This window comes from Geodermatophilus sp. URMC 62 (assembly GCF_052931475.1).
On the sequence record NZ_JBRFHY010000001.1, the window covers coordinates 262,336 to 276,703 of the forward strand.

At 77.7% G+C, this 14,368-nt stretch carries 12 protein-coding genes; 7 read left to right on the top strand and 5 right to left on the bottom strand.

Going from position 1 to position 14,368, the window contains the following annotated elements:
* Positions 1-18: 18 nt before the first annotated feature.
* Positions 19-885 carry a DUF1206 domain-containing protein gene (locus ACU616_RS01180; protein WP_446756663.1) on the top strand — a complete coding sequence of 289 codons (867 nt, stop codon included), beginning with the start codon at positions 19-21 and terminating at the stop codon, positions 883-885.
* 65 nt (positions 886-950) lie between these two features.
* Here ACU616_RS01180 and ACU616_RS01185 read toward each other — a convergent pair whose 3' ends face one another.
* The 3 genes from ACU616_RS01185 to ACU616_RS01195 form a co-directional block, all read right to left on the bottom strand.
* Positions 951-1,712: an SDR family oxidoreductase gene (locus ACU616_RS01185; protein ID WP_446756664.1), complete on the bottom strand. Its 762-nt coding sequence runs from the start codon at positions 1,710-1,712 to the stop codon at positions 951-953.
* A gap of 74 nt (positions 1,713-1,786) precedes the next feature.
* The gene (locus ACU616_RS01190; protein ID WP_446756665.1) at positions 1,787-2,998 is read right to left on the bottom strand and encodes an acetyl-CoA C-acetyltransferase; all 1,212 of its coding nucleotides are present in this window, start codon (positions 2,996-2,998) and stop codon (positions 1,787-1,789) included.
* A gap of 159 nt (positions 2,999-3,157) precedes the next feature.
* A complete protein-coding gene (locus tag ACU616_RS01195) occupies positions 3,158-3,523 on the bottom strand; it encodes an STAS domain-containing protein (RefSeq protein WP_446756666.1) in 366 nt (121 codons plus the stop codon).
* Between the two features lie 309 nt (positions 3,524-3,832).
* On the opposite strand from ACU616_RS01195, the gene ACU616_RS01200 reads away from it, so the two are divergent.
* On the top strand, positions 3,833-4,153 hold the full coding sequence (locus ACU616_RS01200; protein ID WP_446756667.1) for a hypothetical protein: 321 nt from the start codon (positions 3,833-3,835) through the stop codon (positions 4,151-4,153).
* Positions 4,154-4,174: 21 nt separating this feature from the next.
* On the opposite strand, the gene ACU616_RS01205 is transcribed toward ACU616_RS01200, so the two are convergent.
* Positions 4,175-7,246 (bottom strand): sacsin N-terminal ATP-binding-like domain-containing protein, encoded by a 3,072-nt coding sequence (locus ACU616_RS01205; protein WP_446756668.1) that lies wholly within the window; start codon positions 7,244-7,246, stop codon positions 4,175-4,177.
* 129 nt (positions 7,247-7,375) lie between these two features.
* Between ACU616_RS01205 and ACU616_RS01210 the strand changes: the two genes are divergently transcribed.
* The 4 genes from ACU616_RS01210 (at position 7,376) to ACU616_RS01225 (ending at position 12,503) form a co-directional block, all read left to right on the top strand.
* Entirely contained in the window at positions 7,376-8,914 is a 1,539-nt protein-coding gene (locus tag ACU616_RS01210; RefSeq protein WP_446756669.1) for an aldehyde dehydrogenase family protein, read from the top strand.
* 277 nt (positions 8,915-9,191) lie between these two features.
* The gene (locus ACU616_RS01215; protein WP_446756670.1) at positions 9,192-9,788 is read left to right on the top strand and encodes a hypothetical protein; all 597 of its coding nucleotides are present in this window, start codon (positions 9,192-9,194) and stop codon (positions 9,786-9,788) included.
* A 28-nt stretch (positions 9,789-9,816) separates the two neighbouring features.
* Positions 9,817-11,862, top strand: a complete 2,046-nt coding sequence (locus ACU616_RS01220) for a sensor histidine kinase (protein ID WP_446756671.1) — start codon at positions 9,817-9,819, stop codon at positions 11,860-11,862.
* A complete protein-coding gene (locus ACU616_RS01225) occupies positions 11,859-12,503 on the top strand; it encodes a response regulator transcription factor (protein ID WP_446756672.1) in 645 nt (214 codons plus the stop codon). Before ACU616_RS01220 ends, ACU616_RS01225 begins: the two co-directional genes overlap by 4 nt.
* 6 nt (positions 12,504-12,509) lie before the next feature.
* On the opposite strand, the gene ACU616_RS01230 is transcribed toward ACU616_RS01225, so the two are convergent.
* Positions 12,510-13,829 carry an MFS transporter gene (locus tag ACU616_RS01230; RefSeq protein ID WP_446756673.1) on the bottom strand — a complete coding sequence of 440 codons (1,320 nt, stop codon included), beginning with the start codon at positions 13,827-13,829 and terminating at the stop codon, positions 12,510-12,512.
* Positions 13,830-13,939: 110 nt separating this feature from the next.
* Here ACU616_RS01230 and ACU616_RS01235 point away from each other — a divergent pair, with 110 nt between their 5' ends.
* Positions 13,940-14,170 carry a helix-turn-helix domain-containing protein gene (locus ACU616_RS01235; protein WP_446756674.1) on the top strand — a complete coding sequence of 77 codons (231 nt, stop codon included), beginning with the start codon at positions 13,940-13,942 and terminating at the stop codon, positions 14,168-14,170.
* Positions 14,171-14,368 lie beyond the last annotated feature (198 nt).

Below are 14,368 nucleotides of genomic sequence, written 5' to 3' on the forward strand. Positions count from 1 at the left end.
ACCGGCGACGATCGGCCGGTGCCGCGCGCCCGTGCCCTCCTCGGCCGCGTGCACCGGGCGGTGGAGGCGGCGCGGGAGGTCACCGACCACCCGGTGCTGGCGGCCGCGGCCCGGGTGGGGCTGGTGGCCTACGGCGTCGTCCACCTGCTCATCGGCTGGCTGATCGGGCGGCTGGCCGCCGGGGCCGACGACACCGACGCCGACCAGACCGGCGCGCTGCAGACGGTTGCGGCCACCCCCGGCGGGTCGGTGCTGCTCTGGGCCATCGGCCTGGGCCTGCTGGCGCTGGCGCTGTGGCAGGGCGGTGAGGTGCTGCTGTGGTGGCGGGGGCTGGTCGACCGCGCGCACCGCACCCGGACCGCGGTGGTGTGCGCCAAGTGCCTGGCCAAGGCGGCCGTCTACGCCGTCCTCGGGGTCACCGCGCTGCTGTTCGCGGTGGGCGCCGAGTACGAGGCCGACGAGCGGCTGCGCGAGCTGACCGGCGAGACGCTCGAGGTGCCCGGCGGCGCGTTCGCGGTGGGCGCCGCCGCGGTCGGGGTCGTGGCGCTGGGCGCCTACTCGGTGCTGCGCGGGATCACCGGCGGCTTCATGCGCGACATCGACCTGCCCGCCGCGCCCGACCGCTGGGAGCCGGCGATCGAGGTCATCGGCCGGGTCGGCTACGCGGCCAAGGGCGTGGCGTTCGGCGTCGTCGGTGTCCTGCTGTTCCGCGCGGCGACGACGGCCGACGTCTCCACCGCCACCGGCCTCGACGGCGCGATGACGGCGATCAGCCACACCGGTGCCGGCCCGGCGCTGCTCACCGTCGTCGCCGTGGGCTTCGCCGCGTTCGGCGTCTACGCGCTGGCCCGTGCCCGCTACCCCGACCGCGACCCGTCCTCCTAGGGCGCGGACCTCCCTGCAGGGTCCCTCCGCCTGAGCCTGCGAGGCGTGGGGGGCACGGGGGTCCTTCAGGTCCTCGGGCCGCCGGCGACGTAGACGACCTGGCCGGAGACGAAACCGGCGCCCTCGCTGACGAAGAAGGACACCGTGTGCGCGATGTCCTCGGGGACGCCGGCGCGGGCCACCGGGATGGCCGCGGCGCGCTCGGCCACGTACTCCTCCCAGTTCCGGCCGATCCGCTCGGCGGTGGCCCTGGTCATCTCGGTCTGGATGAAGCCGGGGGCGATGGCGTTGGCGGTGACGCCGAACTTGCCCAGCTCGATGGCCAGCGTCTTGGTGAAGCCCTGCAGCCCGGCCTTGGCCGTCGAGTAGTTGGCCTGGCCGCGGTTGCCCAGCGCCGAGGTGCTGGACAGGTTGACCACGCGACCCCAGCCGGCGGCGACCATGTGCTCCTGGCAGGCCCGGCTCATGAGGAACGAGCCGCGCAGGTGCACGTGCATGACCAGGTCCCAGTCGGCGTCGGTCATCTTGAACAGCATGTTGTCGCGGGTGACGCCGGCGTTGTTGACCAGCACCACGGGCGGGCCGAGCTCCGCGGCGATCCGGTCGACGGCGGCCTGCACCTGCTCGGCGTCGCCCACGTCGGCCCCCACCCCGAGCGCGCGCCCGCCGGCGGCCTCGATCGCCCGCACCGTCCCGGCGGTCGAGCCCTCGTCGAGGTCGAGCACGGCCACGGCGAAGCCGTCGGCGGCCAGGCGCAGCGCGGTGGCCGCGCCGATGCCGCGGGCGGCGCCGGTGACGATCGCGACGCGGGCGGGGGTCTCGCTCATGGGGCCGTTCTCCTCGGGGTCGGGGGCTGCCGGCCGATCATGCCGGGCAGCCCCCGGACGCGCCGAGCGGGGTGCTACACCCGCTCGAGGACGGCGGCCAGCCCCTGCCCGCCGCCGATGCACATCGTCTCCAGGCCGTAGCGGGCCTCGCGCCGGGCCATCTCCCGGGTCAGCGTGGCCAGGATGCGGCCCCCGGTGGCGCCGACCGGGTGGCCGAGGGAGATGCCCGAGCCGTTGACGTTGGTCCGCTCGAAGTCGGCCTCGGTGAAGCCCCACTCGCGGGTCACGGCGAGGACCTGGCTGGCGAAGGCCTCGTTGAGCTCGATCAGGTCGATGTCGGACAGCTTCAGGCCGGCCAGGTCGAGCGCCTTCGCCGTCGCCGGGACCGGACCGATGCCCATGGTCTTCGGCGGCACGCCTGCGACCGCCCAGGACACCAGCCGGGCCAGCGGGCGCAGGCCCAGCTCGGCGGCCTTCTCCGGCGAGGTCACGACGCAGACGGCGGCGCCGTCGTTCTGGCCGCTGGCGTTGCCGGCCGTCACGGTGGCGTCCGGGTCGTCCTTCCCCATGATCGGCCGCAGCCTGGCGAGGGTCTCGACGTTCGAGTCGGGGCGGATGTGCTCGTCGCGCTCGACCACGGTGTCGCCCTTGCGGCCCTTCACGGTGACCGGGACGATCTCGTCGGCGAAGCGGCCCTCCTCGGTGGCGGCGGCGGCCCGCTGGTGGCTGCGGACGGCGTACTCGTCCTGCTCCTGGCGGGAGACGGAGTACTCGCGGCGGAGGTTCTCGGCGGTCTCGAGCATGCCGCCGGGCACCGGGTGGTTGACCCCGCCGGCGGTGACGCGGCCGCGGGCCAGGCCGTCCTGCAGCAGGACGCCGGGGCCGGCCTTGACGCCCCAGCGCATGGCCTGCGAGTAGAAGGGCGCGTTGCTCATCGACTCCGCGCCACCGGCGAGGACGACCTCGGCGGCACCGGTCTGCACCTGCATCGCTGCGTACAGGACCGCCTGCAGGCCCGACCCGCAGCGGCGGTCGACCTGGATGCCGCCGGCGGTCACCGGCAGGCCGGCGTCCAGGGCGGCGACGCGGCCGAGGGCCGGGGCCTCCATCGTCGGGTAGCAGTGGCCGAGGACGACGTCGTCGACCGACTCCGGCGGCAGGCCGGTGCGCTCCACCAGCGCGCGGACGACGATGCTGGCCAGGTCCTGCACGGGCACGTCCCGCAGTGACCCCCCGAAGCCCCCGACCGGGGTCCGCAGCGGCTCACAGATGACCGCGTCACGCACGGCGTCCTCCTCCTCGACTCGGCCGCGCCGGCTCGGGTCCAGCGCCGCCGCCGAGTCTGCTCCCCCGGACGCCGGTCCGCGCAGTCAGGTCACGAGCACGGGCCCGCCCCGAGCTCGCGAGGGGTAGGGCAGGCGGCCTCCCTGCAGGGAGGTTCTCCCTCAGGCGGCGCCGGCGCCGGACTCGACCTGCTCGACGGCGAGGAGGTCCCACAGGCCGGTGACCTGCAGCGCGCGGGCCACGGCGCGGGTGCCGACGAGCACGCGCAGGCGGGCGCCCTGGCCGGCGGCGGTGCGGTGGGCGATGGCCAGCGTCGAGAGACCGGCCGAGTCGAGGAAGGTCACCGCCTCGAGGTCGACGACCACCTCGCGCGGCTGCCCGGCGAACGCCTCCTCGAGCGCGCGGCGCAGCCGCGGCGCGGTCGAGCAGTCGACCTCGCCGGTGAGGACGAGGCGGGCGCTGCCGTCGACGGCGAGGGCCTCGACGGTCAGCAGGTCGTCGGTGGGGCTCGGGGACACGGTGGTCACGGCGCGCCTCTCGATCGGGGAACGGCCCGTACGGAGCGGGCGGCCCGTGGGCCACACCACGGCGCGGAGTCCGGCATCGGGATGCACGGCTGCACGTTTGAACCGCTCCCCGACCGTAGGCGTGGGCCTGGGTGCGACGCAAGGGCCGGGGCCGGTCTCGGATGTCCGGGCGGCGTGGCGTCCACCGTGCCGTCCGCCGTGCCGTCCGCCGTGTCGTCCGCCGTGTCGTCCGCCGCCGTCGACCGGGCGTCCTGCCTGCGCCGACGCGGGCGCGACCGGCTCCTCGCCGACACGGGGATACTGGTCGGCGTGACCAAGCGGCTGTGGCTGGCGGGCCTGATCTGGGCGGCGGTGTCCGGCGTGGCGTTCCTCGCCCTGGGCAACGCCATCGTCGCCACCGGCCTGGCCGTCTTCGGGTTCGTGCTGCTGGTGGTCCTGGCGATGGCCGGCGACTGGGAGCAGCACCCCGACTTCGAGGAGCGCGAGCTCGCCCGCGCCCGCCGGCGCGCCGCCAGGCGGCAGCGCACCGCCGGTGCCCGCGCCAGGGACCGGGAGCGCTGGGAGGCCCACCAGGCGCGCAAGGCGGAGAAGGCCCGCGCCCGGACGCCGGGGGACGACGGCCGGGTCTGACCCCGGCGGGACGGGCCTCCCTCAGCCGACGGCGTCCTCCGCGGCGAGGTCGGCGGCCCGGCCCGGCTCGGCGAACGCCTCGGCCAGCGCCTGCCGCACCGACCAGGCGCCGGCCCGCCAGGCCAGCGCCCGGCCGAGCGCGCCGGGGGTGCCGTCCACGTGGTCGACCGCGTCGTCCGGCCACCAGGCCACCGGCCGGCCCTCGACGAGCAGCGGCTCGTGGACGGCGACCTCGCCGGCCAGCTGCACGACCCCGAGCCGCGCTGCGGCCAGCTCAGACCCGGGGACCGCCGACCACGGCTGCCGCCGCGCCGGGGCGCTGGTCACCGTGCCGTGCACGCGCTCCGCGGCCAGCGGCAGGTCGAGCAGGTCGGCCACCCGCCCCGGCGCGCCGCCCGCGGGCACCAGCTGCGCGTCGACCAGCGGCCGCAGCCACGGGGCGTCGAGCACCACCACCGGCTCCCGCCCGGGGTCGGCCACCCGGTCCGGAGCCACCCGCACGCGCGCCGGCGGGTCGACGTCGAGGCCGTCGAGGGCCGCCGCCAGCCGGGCGTACACCGTGCGCAGCACCGCCGCCGGCACCGTGCGGGCGGGGTCGCCGAGCCGGTCGAGCAGGTCCAGGGCGCCGTCGACGTCGGCCAGCACGTCGTCCACCGCGGCCGGGACGTGCAGCCGACCGAGCACCTCCGGCGGCCCGTGCGCCTCGTCGTACAGCCCCTGCAGCTCCCCGCTGCCGGGCGCGCGGAGCCGGTCGGGCCGGCGGCCGTCCAGCACCGGGTGCGTGGTCAGCCACCAGCGCAGGTAGCCGGGCACCGGGACGCCGTCGAGGACGACGTCGGCCCACGCCTCCTCGCCGACCGCGGCCAGCAGCGGCAGCGCACCGGCCCAGTCGGCCACCAGCTCGAGGTCGCGGACGGCGGTGAGCGGCGGCCACGCCGGCGGCGGCGCCCCGGGCGGCAGCCGGTCGAGGACCGCCTCGGCCCACTCGTCGGCCGCGTCGACGTCGAGGTCGTCGGGGTCCTCGCCGCGGACCAGCGCGAAGCCGGACAGGACGCCGGCCGCCTGCAGGGCCGCGGGGTCGGCGGTGGCGGCGAAGGCCGCGTCGAGCGTGCCGAGGGCGCCGTCGGCGAGCACCGCGGCCAGCGGCGCCCCGGGCACGAGCAGCTCCCCCGCCGGCGCCCACGCCCCCGCGTCGTCGGGCAGCGCCAGCTCGGCCAGCCACGGCAGCTCACCGGGTGCGGTGCCGGCGGCGGCGACCAGGGCGAGCACCGCGTGCGCGAGGTCGGCCGGGTCGGCGTCACCCCAGCCCTCCTCCACGGCGTCCACCGACTCCTCCACCGCCGAGCGCACCGCGGGGTCGGCGAGCACCGCCGCCGCGGTGGCCGGGGAGGCGCCGAGGCGCTCGAGCAGCCGCCGGGCCGCCGGCGGCGCGACCGCCTCCGGGTGGGCCACCCGCAGCGACAGCGGGCCGAGCCGCTCGACGGGGAGGTCGTCGGCCGGCAGCAGCACGCCGGCCGGCCCGGGAGCCGTGCGGCCGTCGGCCAGCGGCACCGGCAGCGCGCCGAGCTCCTCGCGGTCGGCGCCGTCGAGGGCCGCGTACAGCCGCGCCCACCACGCCGGCGGCCGCGCCACCCCGCCCACGGCCTCGACCACCTGCGCGAGCCCCACCCGCCGCACGCCGAGCGCGGCCAGCGCGGGGCCGCCGTCGCGCCGCGACCACGCCGCGGGCAGCAGCCCCGGCAGCACGCCGGCCAGGACGGCGACCCGCTCCTCCGCGGCGTCGTCGAGGACGGCGACCCGCTCCTCCGCGGCGTCGTCGAGGACGGCGGCGCGGTCAGGGGTCTGCCGCACCTCCCCGTCCTCGTCGTCGGCGGCCGGCAACCAGGCCACCGTCCGCAGCCGGTCGAGCGCGGCGCTGCCGAGAGCGGCGTCGAGCGCGGCGCCGGCCAGGCCGATCCGCGGGACGAGCGCGAGGACCGCGGGGTCCGGCGGGAGCGCGAGCAGCAGGTCGGCGTAGGTCTGCGCCGCCACGGCCACCAGCGCGTCGGTGACCGGCCCCGGCGCCACGTGCCGGCGGTCGGGACCGAGCGGGAACGGCGCGACCAGGCGCACCGGCAGCGACAGCGGCTCGTCGCTGGGCGTCGGCGCGTGCACCACCTGCCGCCCCGGCAGGGGCAGGGGGCGGCCGTCGTCGTCGAGCGGCACCGCCCAGGTGACCGTGTACCCGCGGCGGGCGCGCTCCTCCACCGGGCGCTCGGCGAAGAGGTCCTCGGGCAGCTCGCCGGTGCGCTCCTCCACCCGCCAGGTCGTCGTCCGGTCGCCGTCGCGCAGGCGCGCCAGGGGTCGGGTGCGCGAGCACGACAGCGTCCGGGCCGCCCCGTCGACCACCACCTCGACCTCCGCCAGACCGGGCAGCGCGAGCAGCAGCTCGGCGTCCAGCTCCTCCAGCGCCGCGCGGACGGCGGCCCGCGCGCCCGGGCGCAGGGGCAGCACGACCTCGGTGGCGAAGCCCTCCCGTGGCGCCCCCTCGGCCGGCCAGGGCAGCCGCAGCACGGGGACGACGCCCTCCCGGCGGGCGACCTCGTCGGCGAGCGCCGGCAGGTCGGCGATCTCGGCGCGGGTGCGGGCGGCGCTGAAGCGCACACCGCCGTGCGTCGAGTGCACGGCCGGCTCGTCGCTGACGGCGAGCACCGCGGCGAAGCCCACCCCGAACCGGCCGACGGTCTGCACCGGCGACCCGCCCGCTCCCGCGGGACCGCCGTCCGCCGGGAGCTGCTCCCGCTTGGCCGAGGCCCGCAGGCTCGCCAGGCCGGCGACACCGGCGGCGTCCAGCGGCGCCCCGGTGTTGGCCGCGTGCAGCACCTCGCCGCCACCCCCGACGTCGGCCAGCTCCAGCCGCAGCCGGCCCACGACGCCGGCGCGCACCGCGGCGTCGGCGGCGTTCTGCGCCAGCTCGACCAGCAGCCGGTCGCGGTAGCCACCGCGGACGAGGTCCTCCTCGGCGTTGGCGTCCTCGCGGAAGCGCGCCGGGGAGTCGCTCCACGCGGCGAGCACCCGCCGGCGCAGGCGCGCGGTGTCGAAGGGGTCGGCCACGAGGTCAGCATGGCAGCGCGCGGGCCCTCCGGACGTGTCCCGACCGGCCTCCTCCAGGGGCTCGCGAGGCGAGCAGGGGGACCGGTTCTCCTCCCTGCGCACGGAGAACCCGACGGTAACCTGCGCCACATGTCGCGCGCCGAGCAGATGGACACGGTCACCGGCGCCGCCGCCGGCACGGTCGACCGGCACGGCACCCCCGCGACCTTCGCGTCCACCGACCCGGCCGGCGGCGCCGTCGTCGGCGTCTTCCCGGTGCACGACGCGCGGGCGGTGCAGCAGACCGTGGACCGCGCCCGCCCCGCGGCGCGGCGCTGGGCCGAGCTCGGGTTCGACGGCCGCCGGCAGCGGCTGGCCGCCTACCGCGGCCACCTCGCCCGGCACCTGCACGAGCTGGCCGACCTGGTGCACCGGGAGAACGGCAAGCCGCGCGCCGACGCGGTCCTCGAGATCAGCCTGACCATCGAGCACCTGGCCTGGGCCGCGGCGCACGCGCGGAGGACCCTCGGCCCGCGCCGCGTGCGCGCCGGGCTGCTGGCGGCCGACCACGCCGCGTACCTCGAGTACCAGCCGCTCGGCGTCGTCGGCGTCATCGGCCCGTGGAACTACCCGGTGTTCACGCCGATGGGCTCGATCGCCTACGCCCTGGCCGCCGGCAACGCCGTCGTCTTCAAGCCCTCGGAGCACACCCCGGCGGTGGGCGCCTGGCTGGCCGCCGCGTGGCGGGCCGCCGTCCCCGACGTCGCCGACGCCCTCCAGGTGGTCACGGGCAACGGCTCGACCGGCGCCGCGCTGTGCCGCGCCGGCGTGGGCAAGCTGGCCTTCACCGGCTCGGCGCCCACCGGCCGGAAGGTCATGGCCGCCTGCGCCGAGACGCTCACCCCGGTGCTCATGGAGCTCGGCGGCAAGGACGCGATGATCGTCGACGACGACGCCGACGTGGCCGCCGCCGCCGACGCCGCCGTCTGGGGCGCGATGAGCAACGCCGGGCAGACCTGCATCGGCATCGAGCGCGTCTACGCGACCTCCGCCGTCTACGACCGGTTCGTCGCCGAGGTCACCGAGCGGGTGCGCGGCCTGCGGCCCGGGTCCGACGACGAGGCCGCCTACGGCCCGATGACGATGGCGTCGCAGACCGACGTCGTCCGCCGGCACGTGGCCGACGCGACGTCCTCCGGCGGCCGCGCGGTGACCGGCGGCACGGTCGAGGGCGGCTTCGTCGCCCCGACCGTGCTGCTCGAGGTCCCCGAGACCTCGGCCGCCGTGCAGGAGGAGACCTTCGGCCCGACGCTCACCATCACCCGGGTGCGCGACGCCGAGGAGGCGCTCGAGCGCACGAACGCGACGTCCTACGGCCTGGCCGGCGCGGTGTTCTCCCGGTCGAGGGCGCGCGCGATGGACCTCGCCCGCCGGATGCGCAGCGGCATGACCAGCGTCAACTCGGTGCTGACCTTCGCCTCGGTGCCGGCGCTGCCCTTCGGCGGCGTGGGCGAGAGCGGCTTCGGCCGGATCCACGGCGAGGACGGGCTCAAGGAGTTCACCCGCGCCAGGGCGATCACCCGTCGGCGCTTCGCCCTGCCGGTGGACCTGATGAGCTTCCGCCGTCCACCGGCCGCCGCCGACGCGCTGGCCCGGCTGATGGGCGTGGTGCACGGCCGGCACCCCTGAGCGCCGCCGCACCCGACGTCGTCGGGCCGGCCCGGCCCCTGGCCGCGGCTGTTCCCCGCGCGCCGCGGCTCCTGCAGGACCGGCGACGCGCGAGGGAGGCCCGCACCACGCGCGCCAGGGCCTGTCCCCGGCAGGTCGGCCGGCGCATCCTCGGTCCCGGCCGGCCGGGACATCCCTCCCGGTCCTGCCCGGCGGCCGCCCCGTGTGCGGGGACGGCCGCCGGATCGACGCTTCCTCCACGCGGGCGACCGGCGCCCGAGGAACCGAGGGAGGGGACATGTCCACGGTGCTGGTCAAGGTCGGCGGTGCCGCCGCCGCGCTGTCCGGTGTGCTGGTCGTCGTCCAGGAGGTGTGGTCGCTGGCCGTCGGGGGGCTGGCCGAGGGGCGCGCCGAGTCGGCGGTGCACACGACTCAGATGCTGCTGCTGGTCCCCGGCTTCGTGGGGCTCTACCTGGTCCAGCAGCACGCCATGGGACGCTTCGGCCAGGTCGCGACCCTGGTCGCGCTGCTCGGCAGCACGGCCATGTTCGGCGCGGCGCTCACCGAGGTGACCCTGCTGCCCGAGCTGACCGCCGAGGGCTCCCCGCTCGTCGACGACCCGGGTCCCGTGGCCGTCGCCGTCTTCCTGGCGGCGTTCGTCACCTGGATCGCCGGCCTGCTGCTGTTCGGGGTCGCCACCTGGCGGGCCGGCGTGCTGCCGCGGCGGGCCGGGGCGCTGCTCGTCGTCGGGCTGCTGGTCGGGCTCGGGCTGAACGGGTTCGTGCCGGGGGTCCTCGTCCTCTACGCCGCGGGTCTGGTGTGGCTGGGCGTCGCGGCCGCGACCCGGCCGGTCCCGCGGCCGGCGGTCAGCGCACCGGCGGCCCTGGTCCCGTGACCGCCGCCGGGGCACGGGAGGCCGGACGGTGCCCGCCGTCCCGGTGACCCCCCGGGCGCACAGCGACTCCGGCTCCGGCCGCCTCGTCGGGGCGGCCGGAGCCGCCGTCACGCTCGCCCTCGGGGTGTTCACCGTCGTGGGGGGCGCCCGCACCGGCACCGGGGACTCGCTGCCGCTGCTGGCCACCGTGGTGCCGGCGGGACTCCTCGGGAGCCTCGTGGTCGCCGCGCGCCCCGCGGACCCGGTGGGCCGGTCGCTGCTCGCCGGAGCCGTGCTCGTCCTGCTCGGGTGCGCCGGTGAGGAGTGGGTGCTGCTCGGGCTGCCCGGCCGCGACCTCGCGGTGTGGTCGCAGACCTGGACCTACCAGGCCGGGCTCGTCCCGCTGTTCGTGCTGGTGCCGCTGTACTTCCCCGACGGCCGGCTGCCCTCCCCCCGGTGGCGGCCGGTCGCGTGGGCGGCGGTGGTCCTGACGCCGCTGCTGGGACTGGTGCTGGCCTTCTCGACACGCGCCGTGCCGATCGGGGACGTCGAGCACCCGAACCCGTTCGTGCTCCCGGTGCCGGCCTGGCCGGGCGACGCCCTCGGGGTCCTCGTCCCGGTCCTGGTGCTGCTCGCCGCGGCGAGCGTGGTCGTCCGGCTGCGCCGTGCCCGCGGTCCGGAGCGGGCCCGCGTCGCCCTGCTGGTGTACGCGGTCGTCCTCACGGCGCTCGCGTTCCTCACCGACGCCGCCGTCGCCCTCGGGTGGCCCGGCGCCTACGACGACGTGTTCACCGTCGTCCAGGTCGTCCCCGTGACGGTCGTGGCCGCGGCCGCCGTCTCGGTGCTGCGCCACCGGCTGTTCGACGTGGAGCGGGTGCTCGACCGGACCCTGCTGTGGTCGCTGCTCACCGGCTGCGTCCTGCTCGTCTACGTCGCCGCCGTCGGGGCGCTGGCGGTCGTGTCGGTCGACGGGCCGGGGGCCGGGTTCCTGGCGGTCGCCGTCGTGGCCGTGGCGGTCGCACCGCTGCGGGCGTGGCTGCAGCGCCGGGTGGACCGGCTCGTCTACGGCGGCCGGGCCGACCCCTACCGGGCGCTGACCCTGCTCGGCCGGCGCCTGGAGTCGGCGCTCACCCCCGCGGCGGCGCTGGCGTCGGTGGTGACGGCGGTCGCCGAGGCCCTGCGGCTGCCGTTCGTGGCGATCGAGTCCCGCACGCCCCGGGGGTACGAGACGGCGGCCGCGCACGGCGCACCTCCGCGGGCCGACGCCGAGCCGGTCGCCGTCCCCCTGGTGCACGCCGGCGAGGAGGTGGGCCGGCTGGTGCTCGGCGGGCGCGGACGACGGCTGGAGCTGGCGCCCGGCGACCGCCGCCTGCTCGAGGACCTCGCCCGGCAGGTCGGCGTCGCCCTGCACGCGGTGCAGGTGGCCGAGGAGGCCCGCCGGCTGGCGGCCGACCTGCAGCAGTCCCGCGAGCGGCTGGTGCTGGCGCGGGAGGAGGAGCGGCGCCGCATCGGCCGCGACCTGCACGACGGCCTCGGGCCCCAGCTGGCCGGGCTCACGATGACCGCCGAGGCCGCTCGTGACCTGGTGGGGGTCGACGACACCCGCGCCGCGGAGCTGCTCGACGGCCTGCTGCGGCGCTCGGACGCAGCGGTCGGCGAGGTCCGCCGCATCGCCCACCAGCTCCGCCCGCCGGCGCTCGACGCCCTGGGCCTGGTGGAGGCCCTGCGCAGCCACGCCGCCACGGTGCGGGGCCTCGACGTCGAGGTCGACGTCCCCGACCTGCCCCCGCTCCCGGCGGCGGTCGAGGTGGCGGCCTACCGCATCGCCCTGGAGGCGGTGCACAACGCGGCCGTGCACGCCGGTGCGGCCACCTGCCGCGTCGAGGTCGGCTGTGCCGGCGGCGCGCTGCACCTCACGGTGGCCGACGACGGCCACGGCCTCCCCGAGGCGCCGCCTGCCGGGGTCGGGCTGTCGTCGATGGCCGAGCGGGCCGCCGAGCTCGGGGGGAGCTGCACGCTCACCCGGGGGCCGGCCGGCGGCACCGTGCTGCGCGCGACGCTGCCCTGCGCGGCCGGGGCACCGGGCGGGAGGTGAGCACCGTGGACGCGCTGCGGGTGCTGGTCTGCGACGACAGCGACACCTTCCGCGAGGGGCTGCGCGCGCTGCTGTCGACCAGCGCCGAGGTCGACGTCGTCGGCGAGGCGGCCGACGGGGCGTCGGCCGTCGAGGCGGCGCTGGCCCTCCAGCCCGACGTCGTCCTCATGGACCTGACCATGCCGGGGACCGGCGGGGTGGAGGCGACCCGCCGGCTGCTCGCCCACAGCCCGCACATCGCCGTCCTCGTCCTGACGATGGCCGAGGACGACGCCTCGGTCTTCGCCGCGCTGCAGGCCGGGGCGCGCGGCTACCTGCTCAAGGGGGCGCGCAAGGCGGAGATCCTGCGCGCGGTGCAGGCGGTCACCGACGGCGGGGCGGTCCTCGGCGCACCGGTGGCCACCCGGCTCGCCGCCCTGGTCGCCGGCCGGCCGCGCCCGGAGTCGGTCTTCCCCGACCTGTCGGCGCGGGAGCGGGAGGTCCTGGTGCTGCTCACCGAGCACCTGACCAACGGGGAGATCGCCGCCCGGCTCGGGCTGTCGGAGAAGACGGTGCGCAACCACCTGTCCAACGTCCTCGCCAAGCTGCGGGTGGCCACCCGGGCCGAGGCCGTCGCGGCCGCCCGCCGCGCCGGCCTGTGACCCGCCTCAGCCGTGCGTGGTGGCGGCCGAGGCGGTGGTGGGCTCGGTCGGGACGGCGGGCGCGACCGGGACGGGGCGACGGCGGATCGAGATCGACAGCGCCGCGGCGAGCAGGCACAGGCCCCCGGCGAGGAACCAGGCCAGGTCGTAGGAGCCGGTGACGTCGCGGATCACGCCGCCGCCGAACGCCGCGAACGCCGAGCCGACCTGGTGCGAGGCGAAGACCCAGCCGAAGACCACCGGCGCCCGGGCGCCGAAGTGCTCGCGGCACAGCGCCAGGGTCGGCGGCACGGTGGCCACCCAGTCGAGGCCGTAGAAGACGATGAACGCGACCATGCTGACGTGCAGGTGCGGCCCGAACAGGGTCGGCAGCAGGAACAGCGAGGCGCCGCGCAGGCCGTAGTAGGCCAGCAGCAGCACGCGCGGGTCGGCGCGGTCGGTGAGCCAGCCCGAGAACACGGTCCCGGCGATGTCGAACAGGCCGACGACGGCGAGCAGGGACGCCGCGGTCGTCACCGGCATGCCGTGGTCGTGCGCGGCCGGGATGAAGTGCGGCTGCACCAGGCCGTTGGTCGACAGCCCGCAGATGAAGAACCCGCCGGCCAGCAGCCAGAACGGCCGGTGGCGGGCGCCCTCGACCAGCCCGCGGACGGCGGCCCGCGCCGCGCCGGTGCGCACCGGGTCGACGTCGTCGGCCGCCGTCCCGCCGTAGGGGACGACGCCGACGTCGCGGGGCCGGTCGCGCAGCAGCCAGGCCACCAGCGGGACGACGGCGAGCGCCGCGGCCGTGGTGCCCAGCGACGCGGCCCGCCAGCCACCGCTGGTCTCGGCGACCGCGGCCACGACCGGGAGGAACACCAGCTGGCCGGTGGCCCCGCCGGCGGTGAGGATCCCCGAGACCAGGCCGCGCCGGGCGACGAACCAGCGGCCGGTCACCGTGGCCACCAGCGACAGCGCCATCGACCCGGTGCCGAGCCCGACCGCGAACCCCCACAGCAGCACCAACTGCCAGCTCGCCGTCATGAACACGGTCAGGCCGCTGCCCAGCGCCGTCAGCAGCAAGGCGCAGACGACGACCCGCCGGATGCCGAAGCGCTCCATGAGCGCCGCGGCGAACGGCGCGGTCAGCCCGTAGAGCGCCATGTTGACCGCGACGGCGGCCGAGATGGTCGACACCGACCAGCCGAACTCCGCGCGCAGCGGATCGATGAGCACGCCCGGCACCGCCCGGAACGCCGCGGCACCGACCAGCGCCAGGAAGGTCACCGCGGCCACCCACCAAGCGGGGTGGACGCGGCGGACGCGGGACGGCGCGGCGGTGCTCACGAACACAGAGCATGACCGACGGTCCGACTGCCGGACCAGTGGCCCGACGGTCGACACGTGCAGGGATCGGGCCATCAGTCCCGGCACCGCCGCTTCCGCGGGGAGACGGGGTGTCGCCGCAGCGCTGGCTCGCCGGGCAGCGGATCGCGCTGGCCCGCCGGCTGCTGGAGTCCACCGACGCCCCCGTCGACCGGGTCGCCGCCGACGCCGGGTTCGGCACGCCGGCCTCGCTGCGCGCCCACCTGCGCGCCGCGATCGGGGTGCCGCCGGGTACCTACCGCCGCACCTTCCGCGGCGCGTGGGCAGCCACCACCGCCGCGGGGCCGACCCCGGACGGGTGAGGTGTGACGCGCGACTCCCGCGCCGGAGGGCAGGTGCGGCGGCCGCGTCTGGTTGAGTAGGACGTACCGGCGCCGCCCTCGCTCATCCGGAGCACAGGACTCGACGTCGGGCTGGTGCAGCGCCACCGAGGCGCGCCCGGCCGTCCGACGTCGCCGACGGCGCGACCCGCCCCGAGCCCGGGGCCGGCGTGCGCCCGC